We start from the raw sequence: 17,348 nt of genomic DNA, 5'->3' as shown, positions 1-17,348 counted from the left end.
GAAAGGGACTCCCCGCATGACTGTCACTGGCGACACCGCACGCCGGGCCGCGCTCGGCGCTTTCGTCGGAACCGCGATCGAGTGGTACGACTTCTACCTCTTCGGCACCGCCGCCGCCCTCGTCCTGCCCACTGTCTTCTTCCCGCAGGCAGGCCCCGCCGTCGGGCTGCTGGCCTCCTTCGCGACCTTCTGGGCGGGATTCCTGTCGCGGCCGCTCGGCGGGATCGTGTTCGGGCACATCGGCGACCGCCTCGGGCGCAAGAACACGCTTGTGGTGACCCTGATGATCATGGGGATTTCCACCGTCCTCACCGGACTGCTCCCCGGCGCGGACCGATGGGGCGTCGCCGCGCCGATCCTGCTGGTGGTGCTGCGTGCCGCACAGGGTTTCGCGGTCGGCGGCGAATGGGGCGGCGCCGTCCTCATGGCGTCGGAGAGCGCCGGACGGGCCCGGGGCGTGCGGTCGGCGATGTGGGTGCAGCAGGGATCGCCAGTCGGCAACATCCTCGCGACGACCGCGTTCATCGTGGTCGGCCTCATCGACAAGGACGCGTTTCTCTCGTGGGGCTGGCGGATTCCGTTCCTGGCCTCCGCGGTGCTGGTGGTGGTCGGGCTGCTGATCCGGTTGAAGGTCGAGGAATCCCCGGAGTTCGAGGCGGCGGCCAGCGATCAGCAGATCGTGAAGGTGCCAATCGCGGAACTGCTGCGGCACCACTGGGCGAAGCTGGTCATGGGCGTTCTCGCCTGCGCGCTTGGCATCGGCGGCGCGTACTTCACCTCGACATTCATGCTGTCCTACACGACCGGTCAGCTCGGCGTGGACCGGCAAGTGATGCTGCTGATCCTTCTCGGCCCGGTCGTCGCCCAGTTCGGATGGCAGCCGTTCGCGGCCCGCATCGCCGAACGGATCGGCACCGCGCGGTTCATGGTGCTCAACCTCGGCGCCGCGATCGTTCTCGCCTTCCCCGCGTTTTTCGTTGTCTCCAAGGGGAATCCAGTCGGGATCCTGCTGGTCCTCGTCGCGGTGATGATCCCGACCGCCGGCTACTACGCGGTGCTCGCCGGGTTCCTCGCCGAAGCGTTCCCGGTGCGGATCAGGTACACCGGGATCTCCGTGGCCTACCAGCTGTCGGCGACGCTGATCGGCGGGACGACCCCGTTGATCGGGCAACTCGCCCTCACCCTCGGCGGCGGGAGCTGGGTCGCGCTCGCGGTCTTCTATGTCGTTCTGATCGGGTTGACCGTCGTCGGCGTGGTCGGGGTGGCGCGCCGCCGAACCCCTGCCGAGCAGACCGCGGAACCGGCCGCCCTGGTTGACGGCTGACCGTCGCGTCGGTTGGCTGGACTGTGACGAGAGAGGAGCTCCATGACCTACACCGGAGTGGTGACCACTGGCGGCCCCGCCGACGTGCGGGAGACCAGCGGTCTGACCATCTCGAAAGTCTCAGTCGGCACGATCGACAACAACGCGTACCTGCTGCGCTGCCGAGCCACCGGCGAACAACTGCTGATCGACGCGGCCGCCGACCCGCAGACACTGCTCGCCCTGGCCGGCGACGGCGGTCTCGCGTCCATCGTGACGACGCACCAGCACTGGGACCACTGGATCGCACTGCCGGAGGTCGCCGAGGCAACCGGTGCCCGTACCTATGCCGGGCGCGACGACATCGATGGGATCAAGGCCCGCATCGACGTCCCGGTGGACGACGGCGACACCATCCGCGTTGGCGAGGTCGAGTTGACGGCGCGGCATCTGGTCGGTCACTCGCCGGGGAGTATCGCGCTTGTTTACCGTGATCCGGAGGGGACTCCGCACCTCTTTACCGGCGATTCGCTGTTCCCAGGCGGGATTGGGAACACGGAGAAGGATCCGGCTCGCTTCGCGTCGCTGCTGAAGGATTTGGAGGAGAAGATCTTCGGGGAGTTGCCGGACGAGACGTGGTTCTATCCGGGACACGGCGGGGATTCCACGTTGGGGGCTGAGCGCCCGAAGCTTCCGGAGTGGCGCGAACGCGGCTGGTGAGCGGGTCGCACGGCGCACCTACCAATCCGTCACCGAAAGCACCGCCGGAAACTCCTCCGTGAAGTCATCCATCCGGCGCCTGGGCAACTCGATCACGATCCCGTCCGACGTGCGGGTCCACGGCAGTGGCCGGGAATGCCCGCCCAGCAAGCGGATTCGCGACCGGGGGCCGATCGGCACATCCCCCGGCACGAGGAGCCGGCCGTCTGGCCAATGGAGTGGGATCAGGTTGAACGCGCCGTGCGTCCGGGTGTAGCAGAGGTCGCCGTCCATGGCTCGGGTCCACGGCGTGGAACCGTAGATCGCGCGGCCGTTGATTCGCAGCCAGTGGCCCATGTCCAGCAGGCGCGAGCTCATCCAATCCGCGATCGTGCCGTCCTCGCGGGGGCCGATGTTGAGCAGCAGGTTTCCGTTCTTGCTGACCACTTCGGCGAGCAGCCGGAGCAACTGTACCGAGGATTTGATCTTCGCCGGGTCCTCGTTTTCGTTGTAACCCCACGACTTTCCGATGTTCAAGCAGGCTTCCCACGGATCCGGGCGCAGGACGTACTTCTTGTTGTCGCCCTCGACGGTCGCGAAATCCGCGTGCGAAGCTTCGAAACGGTCGTTCGCCAGTACGCTCTTCGGCCAACGGCGATCGGCGGCGTTGCGGTAGTAGTAGGACAGGATTTCGTCGCTGCGCCAGTCCCACGTCTTCGGCCGGAAGATCGGGCCGCCGCCGAATTCGTGGTAGCCCTGGCCGTCTGCCCACAGGATATCCGGATCGTAGTGGTCGATCAGGGTTTTCAGGTGTACGTGCTCGTATTGGGTCACGTAGTCGGTGACTGGGCGGTATCCGGTGTAGGGGATTTCCGCGCCGGTGTAAGGGTTTCTGGGGGCGGTGCCGAGCGCGGGGTTGTAGAACTCGCCCAGCGAGTAGTAGAGGCCTCGTTTGAGTCGGGTGTGCGCGGCGGCCGAGAAGAGTTCGCCGACCAGGTCGCGGCGTGGGCCCATGCGGACGGAATTGCGGTCGGACGCGGTGTTGCGGAACAGTTGGAAACCGTCGTGGTGCTTGGAAGTCAGCACGAAATACCGGGCTCCGGCTTGTTCGAACAGGCGTACCCAGGAGTGCGGGTTGTAGCGGCGGGCGGTGAAGCGTGGGATGAACTGGTCGTACGCAAAATCCGCGCCGTAGGTTTTCAGGTGGTGGTCACGAGTTCCGGTGCCACGCGCGGGATCCGTGACGTTCATGGCGTACAGGTACCACTCGGCGGCGTGTCTGGCGTCGCCCCAGGCCGCGGCTGAATAAGCGCCCCAATGGATGAAGATGCCGAACTTGGCCGACGGGTACCAAGGCGTCGCGGCGGGGGTGGCTCGCGCCGGTGTCGCGGTGAGTCCGAGCAAGCCCGCGGCGGCGAGCACGCTGCGGCGGCTGATTCCTGCCTGGTCCATGAACGCATCCACTCCCGTCGGCGGCGGCGGTCATCAGATGTCTTGGCCTTTCAGGGGTACCAGCTCGGCGAACGACCGGCAAGCATTCTGTCTGGTCAAGACAGCTGTTCACAAGCATGAACACGACGGTTGGCCGATTGACGTGGTCGAATGCCGTTCTTATGGTCAGGTGAATACATCAGATCTATTGAGGGGTGGCCGCAATGGGTGCAGCGTGGGAAACCAGTCGGCGGACGGCGTTGCGCGGCGGGGTCGCCCTTGCGGCTCTCGCTGCCACCGCGGGGACCGCGTTCGCTGACCCGAAGCCGGGGCGACGGCTGCCGTTCCTGCTCGACATGGTTCAGAACAATCCCGGCGAACCGCTGTTTTCCAGTCGCTTCAACGATCCCGCGACATTGAAGAGCTACGGCTACGACGGTCAGGTGATCAACGAATTTACCCCGCCGCAAACCGCGATCACCTTCGAGACGTTCGACGAGCGCATTTTCCCCGCTGGCTCATCGGGTCGCGCCTGGGTCGAGGCCACCGCGAAGAAGATCGACGCACACATCGCGCGAGCGCACGCGGCGGGCATCGCGGCGTATTTCTTCACCGACATCATCGTACTGCCGAAACGCCTGGTCGAACTGTATGGCGACCAAATCCTCGACAGCCAAGGCCGAATCAGTTTCGACCGCCCGCTCACTCAGCAGATCCACCGGCTGATGCTGCGCGAGATCTGCGCGCGTTTCCCCGGTCTGGACGGAATTGTCGTGCGCACCGGCGAGACGTACGTGCAGAACGTGCCGTTCCACACCGGAAACAACCCAATCACCAACGGTGCCACGAGCCACCTGACCCTGCTCGGCATCCTCCGCGACGAGTTGTGCGTACGGGCTGGCAAGCGGGTCTTCTACCGCACTTGGTCGACCGGCAGCGACAAGCTGACCAGTGACCCCGACTTCTACCGGCAGGTCACCGACCAGGTCGAAACGCACGAAAACCTGGTCTTCTCGATCAAGCACACCGCGAAGGACTTCTGGCGGACCATTCCGTTCAACCGCACCATCGGCGTCGGCAAGCACCGGCAGATCATCGAAGTGGAATGCCAACGCGAGTACGAGGGCAAAGGCGCGTTCCCGAATTACGTGATCGACGGCGTGGTCAACGGTTTCGAAGAATTCCGCACCCAGCCGCGCACCGGTCCGATCGGACTCGCCGAGGTGGCCGACAACCCGATCATCGCCGGAATCTGGACCTGGTCCCGAGGCGGCGGCTGGCGCGGACCGTATCTGCAGAACGAACTGTGGTGCGACCTCAACACCTGGGTGATCGCCCGCTGGACCCGCGACACCGGTCTCGGCGAGGAAGGCGCGTTCACCGAATACGCGACGACGCGCCTCGGCCTGCACGGCGACCAAGTCCGCCGCTTCCGTCGGCTCGCGTTGCTGTCGGCGGCCGCCGTACTGCGCGGGCACTACAGCGTGGTACACCCGATGGGCAGGCTGATGTGGACCCGCGACCAGTTCCTCGGCGGCTCCGACAAGGATCTGACCAGCGATTACGCCGCGATCGTCGCCGCTGGCCGGGTCGAACCGGTGCTCGCCGAAAAAGCCCAGGCGGCCCGGATGTGCGACGAAATCGTCGCGCTGTCCGGCACGCTTCCACTGCGCAATCACGCCGACCGGACGTACCTGCGAGTGTCCGCGCGCTACGGCCAATCCTGGCACCGCGTCGTGCACCACGGCTGGGAAGTAATGCTGCGCGGTTACGCCGGCGCACACGACAAAGCCGCGATGCGCTACCACCTCGCCCGCTACGACGCGGAATGGCAACGCTGGCAACAACTTGCGAAGACCGAACCCTCCTGCGCGACGCTGTACCAGCCGTACAGCTTCGGCCCGAAAGGTCCAGACGGCCTGTACAACGCCGACCCAAACCACGGCATCAAACCGGCCACCGACTATTACCGGCGCCTTCTGTCCAGTTAGGACTGGACGACGCCCCACCGCAGAAAGTCCCGCGCCCGGGTAGCCGCGACCAGCCGTTGTCTGCTGAGCAACTCACGCTGTTCCTCTTGCTCAGCAGGGTCTTCCGGTGCAGGACGCGGCAGTTGGACGACCAGCACCGCGCGGAAGTCGAGCCCCTTCGCTCGGTGCACAGTCCCGACGTGCAGCCGATCCTCCGCCGCTCCGACGTAGCGTTCGAGCGCACGTGTCGGCACGCCAGCGGACTCCAGGAACCGTCGGAACTGATCGGCATCCGCATTGCTGAAGGTGATCAGCGTCGTCTCGCCGAGCGGAATTTCCAGCGCACGGACCGTCCCAGCCAACGCATCCGGAAGTTCGGCGAGCGTGCCGGTCCACGACTGCACGACGCCGCCCTCGTTGACCGAATCCGCGTCCCGCAGCGCAACTCCCGCCGCACCGTCCAGGTCGTCGACCGCGTTGATCCGCCGGGCGAAGTCGAGAATGCTCGCGCGGTTGCGGTAGTTGACCTTGAGCACCTCGCCGCGGCCCTGGATCGGGATCCCCGCGTCGGACAACCGCCAGCCACCGGGATAGACCTGCTGCTGTCCGTCGCCGACGAGCAGCAGCTGGTTCGGTCCGTCGCCCGCGATCGTGCGCAACAGCCGGAGGCCGGTCAGCGTCATGTCCTGCGCTTCGTCGACCACCACGGCCGCATAAGGTTCTTCGAGCGGCTGCCGTTCGAGTTCGGTGCTCGCCCGGGACAGCAGGTCGTGGAAGTCGTGCAACCCGTTCGCGGCCAGATTCTCCTCGTACGTCGTGTACAGCTGCCAGACCTTCTCGCGCTGCCCGCGATCGAGCCGAAGCCCACGCCGGGCCCGGTGAATGGACTGGTACTTCTCCAGCGTTCGGATGCCCTGGCCCTTGATGATGCGCTGGACCTCGGTCTCCCAGTAGTCGTAGTTCGGACCCAGCCGCTCCAGGGGTTCGCGGTGCTCCTTCCAAGCGCGCCCGAAAGCGGCCTTGGTCAGCCGCGAATGGGTGTTTAGCTCGATCCCGCGGCGCTTGAGGAACTCCCGTGCCCACGCGTGCAGGCTGATGAACTGCGCCCGGTCCGCCAGCTCCGGAGCGAGCCGCCGGAACGTCGTCTCGTTGACCGGCGGCAGCGTGCGCACGAATGTCGTGAACAGCAGCGGACCGGTGCTTCGGCGGCCGACATGCCGCATCCGGTGCAGCGCGACCACCGTCTTCCCGGTCCCGGCCGGACCGCTGATCCGTGCCGGGCCGGAGTAGTTCCGCGCCGCCAGCGCTGCCTGGTCGGGATGCAGGAACGTCATCCACGTTTCGAACGGCCGCTCCACCGCCGCGATCAGCTGGTCGTCCGCGACGCTCTCCGCCGAGAGCAGCTCGAACGACCCGGCTTCCTTCTCCGGCGCCGAGACCGTGAGCCACTCGTAGCCACGCAGCCGCGCGGCGAGCCCGTCGGCGATTTTGGCGGCTTGCCGAACGGTCAGATGCACCGTGTCACGCCGGAAAAGCTGGTCCAGTTTGGCCGCGGGCAACACCCAGAACGGCCCGGCGTTGCGCGGTCCCCGAGGAGACTGTGCGCCGACGATCGCGACCAGGGTCACCGCGCTCCGGGCGATGCGCTGTCCGCCTGGACCGGGCAGCCCGGCGAACCGCTCTTCCGCGTCCCGCGCCACCTCTCGCATCGTCGCTTCGTCCGGCGGCGGATCGGTGACAACAACTGCAAACACCCCGGCGCGGCCGATCAGGAAGGCGTCGGCGGTCCCCGGATCTCCGGTGCGCACCGCGAGGTGCCAGCCTTCGGCGGTCCGCTCCAGCAACCCGGTCAACGCGTTGCGCCGCAAGGGATCCCGGAACCGCTCCGCGATCAGGTGCGTGGCTTGCCGCTGGACCTGCCTGCGGGCATGCGCGCTGAGTGCCACGGAGCCCCGCGTTACGCCGCGACCGCGCGCCGCGAAGCCCACCACTCCTTCGCCGGACCGGCCCCAGCCCACAACGCGAACACCGCCACCACCGCGACCAGCGCCGTCCAATACGCCACCGGCGGCGCGGATTCCGTCTGCTGCTCCCCGAGCAGCCAAGGCCGCATCTGCGACTGCACCCAGAACGCGCCATACCCGAGCGCAGTCACCAAAACCGCGCCCGCCACCGCTGGTCGCGGCAGGAGGAAGGCCAGGTCCACCGCGAGCCCGACGGCCAGCAGATAGAACGGCACCGTCGACACCGGGAAGCCCAGCGCCAGCAGCAGCGGCCACATCACGCACCGGTACGCGACGTACGCGCCGGCCACGGTCAGCCCGGCCCAGCGCTTTCCGACAGTCTTGCGAGCGAGCACCAGGATCAGCGCCGAAACCCCGATGCCCCACAGCGGGTACACCCACTCCGGGATCGGCATCGTGAAGTGCACCACCGCGGCCCGGTCGACCGGGTGGCCGATCTGGTTGGCGGCGAAGGAAAGCAGCGTCGGCTCCGCCTCGGGCGTGCCGCGTTCCCAGGCACGCAGGCCGAGGATGCCGTACTCCTGCTGCCCGTTCGGGAAGAAGGTGTTCTCCAGGAAGAACGCCCACAGCGCGAGCAGCACCCCGGTGCGGAAGCGGCCCGGCGGGGCCAGCCGCAGCCAGCCGAGCAGCACGCCTGCCTGCATGATGCCGGTGCCGAGGTACAGCATCATGTGCGACGGGCTCCACGCGGTCAGGTCGAGGCCGTTCACGCGGTGGTTGATCACGTCGAGCGGCGCGGCGACCAGGAACACGATCAGCCCGGCCTGCATGAGCCGCAGCGAGCGCCGGTCGCAGCCGAGGCCGGTGTAGCTGTGGATCGCCACCAGCACGACGATGATCACCGTGCCGACGGTGTTGATCAGGTGCGGCGGGGCGAGGTCGTCGCGCAGCCACTTGAAGTGCCACGACATGTCCCACGACGACCCGACGAGCTTGAACGCGAACGCGGTCAGCCACATGCCGTAACAGAACCGCAGCACCCACGCCGGCGTCGGTGCTCCGGGTGCGCCGCGGTGCCAGTGCGTCGCGAAGAAAAGCCTGGTCTTGCCCACTGGTCCGCGCGGGACCGCGGGGCCGGCGACGTCTTCAACCGCCTTCGTCATAGGCGCCATCATTCCCTGCCGCAAGGGGACGCGGCGGGAGAAGGGGCAAAAACCGGGGTTCACCCCTACGGGTGGCGGATTTGCCCTCGCGCCGCCCGGCACGGCAGGGTGTCGGCCCATGATGCCGAAACGAGCTGTCGCCGCCGTGCTGATCGCAGCACTCGTTCTGGCCGGCGGAGGCGTGCTGACCAGCCTGTTCCTCTGAGCCGGGAGCATCGTGGGCACAATGGCGGCATGACGCACAACCTGCTGGGCCCCGAGCCCACGCTGCTGCCCGAGCACACCGAAGCGCAGGCCGCGCTCGACTCCGGGACGGACCCGTCCTCCGTGGCCGCCGAGCACCCCGACTACAGCGAGGCCTGGGCCACGCTCGCCGAACGCGCGCTCGCCGACGGCGAGACCGTCGCCGCCTACGCCTACGCCCGCACCGGCTATCACCGCGGCCTCGACCAGCTCCGCCGCGCCGGCTGGAAGGGCTTCGGCCCGGTGCCGTGGGCGCACCGGCCGAACCAGGGTTTCCTGCGCGCGCTCGCGGTGCTCGGCACCGCGGCGGGCCGGATCGGCGAGTCCGAGGAGTACGAGCGCTGCAAGACCTTCCTCGCCGACTCCGACCCGGCCGCGGCCGAGGCGACCGGCCTGAAGTGACCGGCCTGAAGTGACCCCGCGCCGGTCGCGCCCCGGCGAAAACCCGGGCGCGACCGGGCCGGCTGCCCACCTTCGGGTGACAGCTAGAGGTGTTCGCATTTGGTGACACCTACAAAGGCGGCCATGCGAGGCACGGCCATGCTCACCCCCCCGGATCCGCACCCTCGGCACCGCGCTGCGCGAGGCCCGGATCGACGCCCGTTTCGGACTGCGCGAACTCGCCCGGCGAGTCGGCACCAACCCCGCGTTGGTGTCGAACTGGGAGCTGGGACAACGGGTTCCCGCGCTCGAGGACGTCGCGGGCATCCTCGGCGCGCTCGGCGTCGTGGGTGCGGAGAAACAACGGATCCTGCAACTGGCGCGCGGCACCGCCGAACCGGGCTGGGTCGCCCGCGGCAAGCAGTCCGACCCGGACCACCTCGGCGGGCTGCTCGCCTGCGAACGCGCCGCGACGTCGGTCGTCGAATGGCAGCCGATGCTCGTGCCGGGACTGCTGCAGATCCCGGATTACGCGCGGGCGCTGTTCCTCGCCGACGGACTGCCGGTGCAGGACGCGGAACGCCAGGCGGAGATCCGGATGATGCGCCGTCCGCTCGTGGTCGGTCCCGGCGCGATCCGGTGTGAGGTGTTGCTGGGCGAGGCAGCATTGCGCAATCCGGTCGGCGGACCCGCGACGATGGCCCGGCAGCTGCGTTTCCTCGCCGATCTCATGGCGACGTCGGCGAAGCTGTCGGTCCGCGTCGTGCCCGCGGGCATCGGCGGGCATCCGGGTCTGGCCGGCCGGTTTTGCGTGTACCACGTGGAGGTCGGCGACCCGATCGTCTACTTCGAGCACCAGCACGCGGGTGCCTTCCTCCTCGACGAGGGGACCGAGACGTACTGCGAGGTCGCGGACCGGGTCCGCGAAATCTCCCTGGACTCCCGCGCGTCGGCGGCGTTCGTGCAGCGCACCGCGCAGGAGTTCAGGGAGATCGCGCAGCGGCAAAAGGCGGAGGGGCCTAGGAATATGCTCGGTTAGCCGGAACGTCGACGGCGATCCGCAGTTCGGCTTGCAGCAGGTTCTTCGACACCGAAAACCCGTGCCGCAGGTAGGCCGCGATCGCGCGATCCGAGGAATGCACGGTCACCCGCTCCAGTCCGAATTCCGCGGCCAGTCGCAGTGTCGCCTCGATCAGGAGCCCGCCGACGCCGCTGTCGCGTGCTTCCGGCACGACGTAGACGCATTGCACGTCGCCGCAGATCCGCGAAAAGTCTTGGGGTGTCGGCACTCTGGGGGTCAGCGCGAGGAACGCCATGCCGAGCACGTGCTCGTCCCGCACCGCGACCAGACAGCGATGCGTTTCGGCGTGCGCACGGGCCCAGGCGGCGAACTCGTGGACGAAATCGTCCTGATCCCGGGGCAGCGGACCGCTCTGGTCGGCGACCCACCGCCAGCGCAACGCGGCGACGGCGGCGAGTTCGTCGTCGCGGGCCGGGCGGATCTCGGTGAGCGGCACAGTTTCCCTATCGGAAATTCCGGAGCTGACGAAGGATGGACCCGGCCGGCCGGGGGAGGGTGCCGGCCGGGTCCGAGGTCGTCAGGCGACTGCCGCGAGTTCCCGGGTCGGGGTTACCGAGCCGACGACCCGGTTGCGGCCGCTGTTCTTCGCGGCATACACCGCCGCATCCGCCGCGGCCATCACTTCCTCGATGCTCGTCCCGTCCAGCGGGAACGCGGCTACCCCGATCGACGCGGTCCGGTTCTCGATCGAGACCGACTCGCCTTCGTTCGTCTGCGTCGGGATCACCAGTTCGCTGATCCGCTGCCGGATCCGTTCCGCCGTCACGATCGCGTCTTCCTTCGACGTCGACGGCAGCAGCGCCACGAACTCCTCGCCGCCGAACCGGCCGACGAGGTCGTGTGCCCGCGTCTCCTGTTTCACCACGGCGGCAACGGCTTTGAGCACGTCATCGCCCGCGAGGTGGCCGAACGTGTCGTTGATCCGCTTGAAGTGGTCGAGGTCGATCATCAGCGCGCCGAAGCTGCCGTTCTCGCGCTCGGCACGGGAAATCTCGCGCTGCGCGCCGTCCTGCCAGGTGGTGGCGTTGAGCAGCTGGGTCTTCTGGTCCGTGGTCGCGAGCTCCTCGAGCCGCTTGATCAGCATCGAGCGCTGCAGCACGTACAGCGGCAGGATCACCAGCACCGACAGCAGCGGTTCGTGGCTCAGCACCATCACGAGCAGCCCGCCGACGCACAGGGTCGCCAGTTCCAGCAGGTTGTCGTCCATCGTGCCGAGGCACGATTCGGCCGTCGCCTTCGCGGGGTCGGTCAGGAACAGGCCAAGGCCGGTCAGCGCGGTGTTGACCAGGAAGTATCCGAGCGCGCCCGCCACCACGGTGGTGACGCTGTGGCCGTCCGCGAGGTGTCCGGCCAGTGCGGCGCCGAAGCCGGACAGGATCATCGTGGTCGCGTTGGCCGCGACGCGGTGCGCCTCACCGGGGCGCGTGCCGTTCCAGCTGCGGAACGCCAGGTAGACGTAGATGATCACGCCCAGCGCGGCCACCAGCTGCGGCGGCACCAGCAGAGCCGCCGGGAGCAGCCACACCGAGGTCACCGTGATGTGCGGGCCCTGGCTCAGCATCCGGCGCTGCCGCTCGATCTGGCGCGTGACCTCGGTCTGCGCGATCGCGAGTCCGGCGAGCATGCCGAGGATGCCGATCTGGCTCAGGCTGACCGGGAACACCAGCGCGCTGACCACGGTGAGCACCACCGTGACGGCCATGCTCGTCAGCGTGACCGCGACCCACTGCCGCGGCCGGGACCAGAGCGACCACCGGGAAACCGCATCGCGCAGCCCCAGACCAGAAAATTCCCCCAATGTGACCATTCTTCCCCCCGGGTCTTGCGCGGATCTCCAGTGACACTCGCCTTACTCACAGTTTCAGACCGTTTGCCGCCTGTCCACAAGGGCCTTAGGTGTGTACATTTTTCCCGAACACGCCGGATGAAGGGTGACCAGCGATGCGCAGCAAGGAACAGTGACCGCGTAGCAGCACCGCAAGGTCGCGCAGGTCAGAGCCTCACGCGCGGGGCATGTCGGGGTATTCAGGCATGTTCGGCGCGTGTGGCTTCCTTCGCTGACCCGTCTTCGGCCTGCCTGGAAAAGGTGCGCTGCCACGCGATGGCGAGCGGAATCGTGATCAGCAGGCCGGCCAATCCGAAGATCCCGACCGTCGTCTGGGCGCTCACGTGGTCCGCGATGACCCCGCCGATCAGCGGAGTGACGCCCATCGTCGTGGTCAATCCGGTGTTCGACAGCCCCATCGTCTGCGCCCGGCTCTCGTCCGGGACCGCGACCGTCAGCGACGCCGTCGCCTGCAGCAGCGCGATCGTGCCGAAGCCGCCGGAGATCACGAACAGGACCACCGACACGATCGGACCCGGCTGCAGGAAGCAGAGCAGCAGCGGGATCGCGGCGAGCGCGGTCATCGGGCCGATCAGCTTCGGCCGGATCGCCGCGGGCACCCAGCGCGTGTAGATGAACGTGAAGATCACGCTGCCCACCGGGTCGGCGGCAAGCAGGAAACCGATCATCTCGGACCCGCCGCCCGACGAAGCGACGTACGGCGCGGCGATGCCCTCGTACACCGGCATCAGCCCGGCGAGCCAGGTGAAGACCATCAAGGAACGCAACGCCGTGGTCGCGAAGGCGACGCGGCCGCCCGCGCTCAGCGAGGAGAAGAACGGCTTGCGCTTTTCGCCGCTGGCCGCGGCCGGGCGGGCCTTCAGTCCGAAGCGGAGGAAGAGCGCGGAGAGCACGAAGGTGCCCGCGTCGAGCACCAGGGCGAGGCGGGCGTCCATCGCGAGCAGCAGCGCGCCGCCGCCGGCGAAACCGAGCAGTTGCGCGGATTGGACGGTCATGCTCCGGATGCCCATGCCGACCACGAACCGGTCGCCTTCGAGCACCTGCGGGAGCAACGCCAGCTGAGACGCCTTGAACGGCGGATTCAGCAGCGAAACACAGCCGACGAGCACGCATAGTGCCCAGAACGGCAGTCCGGGAATGGCTACGCACAGAATCAGCACCGCGCGCGTGAGGTCGACGGTGACCATGACCGCCCGGCGCGGGAAGCGGTCGGCGAATCCGGTGAGGAAGATGCCGCCGAGCAGCGACGGGAAGAACGTGAGCGCGTAGGTGAGGCCGGTCAGCGTCGCCGAACCGGTGTTGGCGTAGACGAGGACGGACAACGCGACCCTGGCCAGCTGGTCACCGGCGATCGACAGCAGTTCGCCGAACCACATCGCGCGGAACTCGGCGACTCCGAACACCTCGCGGAACGTGACCCGGTGTGGTGCTGTCGTCATGCGTGTTCTCCCCGCTGCTGTGTGCGGACTGTGCCGCACTAGTGACCAACGGGTGACCCTAGATCCTCCTGGTCACGGGCCGGTCACACGAAGTGAGTTGTCAAGCTCAGTGTCTCGTGACTGTTGGTGATTCTCTAGGTTCTTTCGCCGGTATCCGACAGGTCACGGTCAGTTCGCCACGTGTCCAGACGATAGCGCTCCGCACTCTCCGCCGGGGACGCTTCGATCTTTGTGGTTTGTGACACATCCTTTCGGGTGGTCCGTCCGCAGTGTGGAACGGCCGCCGCGGAGGCCCCCAGCCGCGTAGCTTCGCCCGAGTGACGGCTCTCCCGACGTTCACGCTCGCCATCGTGGGCGCCGGACCTCGCGGGGTCGGCGTCCTCGAACGGCTGTCCGCGAGCGCCTCCGGCCTGCTCGGCGATCGGCGGATCGAAGTCCACCTCATCGACCCGTTCCCGCCCGGCCCCGGCCGGGTGTGGCGGTACGAGCAGTCGCCGCTGCTGCGGATGAACTCGATGCCCGAGGACGTCACCGTGTTCACCGACGACACCGTCCGGATCGACGGGCCGGTGCGGCCGGGCCCGTCGCTGATCGAGTGGGTGCGGCAGGTGCGCGCGGGGACCCTCGACTATCCGGTGCCGGACGACGTCCGCGCCGAGTTCGAATCCCTCGCCTCCACGGATTTTCCGACCCGGCGGCTGCAGAGCCGGTACCTGGAGTGGTTCTACCGCAAGGTGGTGGCCGAATTGCCGCCCGGCATCACGGTGGTCGAGCATCTCGCCACGGCGGAGAGCATTGACGACGACGAGACCGTGCGGCTTTCCGACGGCACGACCGTGTCCGCCGACGCTGTGGTGCTGACTGTCGGCCACCTCGACGCGGTGCCCGACTCTCGCGAACGCAAGCTGGAGGCATTCGCCGAGCAGCACGAACTGTCCTACTACCCCGCTGGCTACACCGCGGACGTCGACTACTCCGCGGTGCCTGCCGGAGAACCGGTGCTAGTACGCGGTTTTGGCCTCGCGTTCGTGGATCTGATGCTGTTGCTCACGGAGGGGCGCGGTGGCCGGTTCGAGGAGCTGCCGTGCGGCGGCCTGCGCTACCACCCGAGCGGTGCCGAACCGGTGTTGCACGTCGGCTCCCGGCGCGGGGTGCCGTATCACGCGAAGACCGGCTACCGGTTGCGCGGGAAACCGTTGCAGCTGCCCAGGTTCTTCGACAAGCGAGCCATCGACGGCCTGACCGGTCCGCTCGACTTCCGCGCGGACGTGTGGCCGCTCATCGCGAAAGAACTCGCCTGGGCGTATTACACCGAGCTGTTCACCGGACATCCGGATCGCGTGCGCACGGATTTCGCGGTGTTCGCGGACAAATTCGCCGACCTGCCGTGGTTGTCGTCCAAAATGGACGCGCTGATCGCGGACGCGGTGCCCGCGCTGGAAGATCGGCTCGACCTGGAGCGGCTGGACCGCCCGTTCGCGGGCCGCCGGTTCGATTCCGGTGAAGAATTCGGGAAAGCGGTGCGGAAATACATCGAGTCCGACCTCGCGCGCCGGGCCGACGTGCACCACAGTGCGGACCTCGGCGCGTTCCTGGCCCTGCTGTCAGTCGTCAGTCAATTGCCCACGCTGCTCGCGACTGGACGGCTGACCGCCGCGTCTCAAGTGTCCGATATGGACGGCTGGTTCCACGGCTTCTTCTCTTACTACGCAAGCGGTCCGCCGCCGCGTCGGCTCGAAGAGCTGCTCGCCCTCGAAGACGCTGGAGTCGTGTCGTTCCTCGGTGCGGACATCTCGATCGCCGCCGACGAGACGACCGGGACGTTCGTCGCGTCGAGCGTCAGTCATCCGGACACTGTCACCGCACGCACGTTGATCGAGGCGCGTCTGCCGGACGCGAGCGTGCCGCGAGTGTCCGACCCGCTGTTGCGCAACCTTCGGGACTCTGGCGCGCTGGTCGAGGAAACCGTGCCGGATGTCGACGGTGCGACCTTGCCGTCCGGACGGATCGCCACGACGCTCAGCGACTTCCGACTGATCACTGTGGACGGAGGGGTGCATCCGCGACGGTTCGCGGTGGGTCCGCACACGAGCGTCCGTTCAGCGGGAGCCTTCACTCGGCCGCGCACGAACGCGATCTCGTTCCGGCAGAACGACGCGTTGGCACGGGAAATCCTGCGGCTGGCTAACCCTTGACCGCCGGTGCGATCTGCTGCGCCCATTCCCACGGTGCGGCCGTGTCGCCGGGCAGCGAATTGAAGTACTCCCAGCCGTCGATGCCGCCGAAGTCCGAGTACTTCTGGACGAGGCTGCCGACGGTGTTCTTCAGCGTCGGCATGTCGACGTAACCGTTGCAGTTGGCGGGATTCGTGACCGTTCCGGCGACCACCTTGCTCGCCGGGACGACGCCGTGACTGATGATCTGGTCGTAGCCCGAGGTGTCCGCCAGCGAACCCCAGCCGCAGTAGAACTGGGTGTTGAACCAGGAGATCTGGTCGCCGCGCTCGCGGTAGAGCCGATCGTAGTCGAGACCGGAAAGACCGCCTCCGCCGCTGAGTTCGGTCGCGACCGGCGCGAGGGTGATCAGGAAGTCCGGGCCGAAGTCGCCCCGCAGCGCGTCGATCACCCGGTTCAGCGCGTCGTTCGACATCTGTTCTTCGACGTCGAGATCGATGCCGGACAGCGAATGGTCGCGGATCAGGTTGCGCAGCAACGGATAGTAGGTGTCGAAGTCCTGTTCGAGACGCTGGAAGCTGCCCTTCGCCGCGCCGCCGACGAAGGCGAGTGCGTGCACGCCTTTGCTTTGCATCGTGGCGAGATCAGCCCACATCTGCGTGAACTTGGCGTCCGACGGCGGATCGTCGTTGAGCGTCATGGTTCCGCCGTCGTTGAGGTGCACGGCTCCGACGATCACGTCAGTGACGCCAGCGTCGTGGTCGGTGAGTCCCAGCGGGGAGATGTACGACCCGTTTTGGTGCGTTGTTTGGTAGTACACAACGACTCTGCGTCCGGTCGCCGCCGTCGCCGGGGCTGCTCCGCAGAGCACCAGGAACACCGCCAGCACCGCCGCCGTGATCTTCCGCATAGGTTCGGACCATAGGACGGCAGCGGTGCCCGCGGTAGGGCCGATCGAGTCAGCAGCGGCCCAGCATGTCCGTCAGCGCAGACTTCTCCGCCGAATTCACGGTGAGCTTGAACTTGTACTTGACCGTCACCCACATCTTGGCGTAGGTGCACCAGTAGCCGGTGGACGGCGGCTTCCACTGGTCCGGCGACTTGTCGCCCTTTTCCTGGTTCACGTTGTCGGTCACCGCGATCAGCTGCGGGTCGGACAGGTCGTTGGCGTAGGCCTGGCGCTGATCCTGGGTCCAGGACGAGGCTCCGGTGCGCCACGCGTCGGCGAGCGGCACCACGTGGTCGATGTCCACATCGGACGGAGAGCTCCAGGTCGCCCCGTCGTACGGCGAGGTCCATTTCCCGGACGTCGGATAGCAGTCGGAGCCGACCTGGACGTTCGTGCCGTCGCGCTTGAGCACCATCTCGCGCGTGTTGCAGCTGTTGCCCTGGTCGATCCAGTGCGGGAACTTGTCGCGGCTGTAGCCGTCCTGCGAGCCGTCCGGTTTCACCGTGAGGTCGGCGAGCTGGCTCTTCGCGGTGTCCGCCGACGGGATGCCCGGCGGGGTGGCGTCGGCGACGCCGACCGTGACCGAGCCGAGCAGTGCGACGCCGGCCAGGACGGTCAAGGAGTTGCGAACTGTACGTGTGGTCGGCATATTGCTGCCTTCCTGGTCAGATGCGGGACTGATTCACCTTTGACCACGAAAGTGGC

The 17,348-nt window shown here is 67.6% G+C and carries 14 protein-coding genes; 6 read left to right on the top strand and 8 right to left on the bottom strand.

Features of this window, described 5'->3' with window-relative positions:
• The first annotated feature begins 16 nt into the window (after positions 1–16).
• Together WA670_RS02775 and WA670_RS02770 are read left to right on the top strand one after the other, a co-directional pair.
• Positions 17–1,324, top strand: a complete 1,308-nt coding sequence (locus tag WA670_RS02775; RefSeq protein ID WP_336156853.1) for an MFS transporter — start codon at positions 17–19, stop codon at positions 1,322–1,324.
• 42 nt (positions 1,325–1,366) lie between these two features.
• Complete coding sequence (locus WA670_RS02770; RefSeq protein ID WP_336156852.1) at positions 1,367–2,023, top strand: MBL fold metallo-hydrolase; 657 nt, start codon at positions 1,367–1,369, stop codon at positions 2,021–2,023.
• A gap of 18 nt (positions 2,024–2,041) precedes the next feature.
• Here the strand turns inward: WA670_RS02770 and WA670_RS02765 are convergent, their stop codons facing one another.
• Positions 2,042–3,454 (bottom strand): alpha-L-fucosidase, encoded by a 1,413-nt coding sequence (locus WA670_RS02765; protein WP_336156851.1) that lies wholly within the window; start codon positions 3,452–3,454, stop codon positions 2,042–2,044.
• Between the two features lie 203 nt (positions 3,455–3,657).
• Here WA670_RS02765 and WA670_RS02760 point away from each other — a divergent pair, with 203 nt between their 5' ends.
• Complete coding sequence (locus tag WA670_RS02760) at positions 3,658–5,424, top strand: hypothetical protein (protein WP_336156850.1); 1,767 nt, start codon at positions 3,658–3,660, stop codon at positions 5,422–5,424.
• Here WA670_RS02760 and WA670_RS02755 read toward each other — a convergent pair.
• Together WA670_RS02755 and WA670_RS02750 are read right to left on the bottom strand one after the other, a co-directional pair.
• Complete coding sequence (locus WA670_RS02755; protein WP_336156849.1) at positions 5,421–7,349, bottom strand: UvrD-helicase domain-containing protein; 1,929 nt, start codon at positions 7,347–7,349, stop codon at positions 5,421–5,423. The genes WA670_RS02760 and WA670_RS02755 overlap by 4 nt on opposite strands.
• Positions 7,350–7,360: 11 nt before the next feature.
• Entirely contained in the window at positions 7,361–8,530 is a 1,170-nt protein-coding gene (locus WA670_RS02750) for a hypothetical protein (protein ID WP_336156848.1), read from the bottom strand.
• 234 nt (positions 8,531–8,764) lie between these two features.
• On the opposite strand from WA670_RS02750, the gene WA670_RS02745 reads away from it, so the two are divergent.
• Together WA670_RS02745 and WA670_RS02740 are read left to right on the top strand one after the other, a co-directional pair.
• Complete coding sequence (locus WA670_RS02745; RefSeq protein WP_037808797.1) at positions 8,765–9,175, top strand: DUF3151 domain-containing protein; 411 nt, start codon at positions 8,765–8,767, stop codon at positions 9,173–9,175.
• A 154-nt stretch (positions 9,176–9,329) separates the two neighbouring features.
• The gene (locus WA670_RS02740) at positions 9,330–10,193 is read left to right on the top strand and encodes a helix-turn-helix domain-containing protein (RefSeq protein ID WP_336157179.1); all 864 of its coding nucleotides are present in this window, start codon (positions 9,330–9,332) and stop codon (positions 10,191–10,193) included.
• On the opposite strand, the gene WA670_RS02735 is transcribed toward WA670_RS02740, so the two are convergent.
• From WA670_RS02735 to WA670_RS02725, 3 genes are all read right to left on the bottom strand, one after another.
• Entirely contained in the window at positions 10,174–10,671 is a 498-nt protein-coding gene (locus WA670_RS02735; protein ID WP_336156847.1) for a GNAT family N-acetyltransferase, read from the bottom strand. The two genes, WA670_RS02740 and WA670_RS02735, sit on opposite strands and share 20 nt — an antisense overlap.
• An 81-nt stretch (positions 10,672–10,752) precedes the next feature.
• Positions 10,753–11,937: a GGDEF domain-containing protein gene (locus WA670_RS02730; RefSeq protein ID WP_051728675.1), complete on the bottom strand. Its 1,185-nt coding sequence runs from the start codon at positions 11,935–11,937 to the stop codon at positions 10,753–10,755.
• A gap of 323 nt (positions 11,938–12,260) precedes the next feature.
• Positions 12,261–13,520, bottom strand: coding sequence for an MFS transporter (locus WA670_RS02725; protein ID WP_037808792.1), 1,260 nt, complete (start codon positions 13,518–13,520; stop codon positions 12,261–12,263).
• A 317-nt stretch (positions 13,521–13,837) separates the two neighbouring features.
• Between WA670_RS02725 and WA670_RS02720 the strand changes: the two genes are divergently transcribed.
• The gene (locus tag WA670_RS02720; protein ID WP_336156846.1) at positions 13,838–15,715 is read left to right on the top strand and encodes an FAD/NAD(P)-binding protein; all 1,878 of its coding nucleotides are present in this window, start codon (positions 13,838–13,840) and stop codon (positions 15,713–15,715) included.
• Here WA670_RS02720 and WA670_RS02715 read toward each other — a convergent pair.
• Positions 15,705–16,604 (bottom strand): glycosyl hydrolase family 18 protein, encoded by a 900-nt coding sequence (locus tag WA670_RS02715; protein ID WP_336156845.1) that lies wholly within the window; start codon positions 16,602–16,604, stop codon positions 15,705–15,707. The genes WA670_RS02720 and WA670_RS02715 overlap by 11 nt on opposite strands.
• A 49-nt stretch (positions 16,605–16,653) precedes the next feature.
• Entirely contained in the window at positions 16,654–17,292 is a 639-nt protein-coding gene (locus WA670_RS02710; protein WP_275293719.1) for an HNH endonuclease family protein, read from the bottom strand.
• Between the last annotated feature and the right edge of the window lie 56 nt (positions 17,293–17,348).

Source organism: Amycolatopsis sp. VC5-11, assembly GCF_037034185.1.
GTDB lineage: Bacteria > Actinomycetota > Actinomycetes > Mycobacteriales > Pseudonocardiaceae > Amycolatopsis > Amycolatopsis nivea.
The sequence above is the reverse complement of the archived record's forward strand: the minus strand, read 5'-3'. Positions and strand labels throughout refer to the sequence as shown.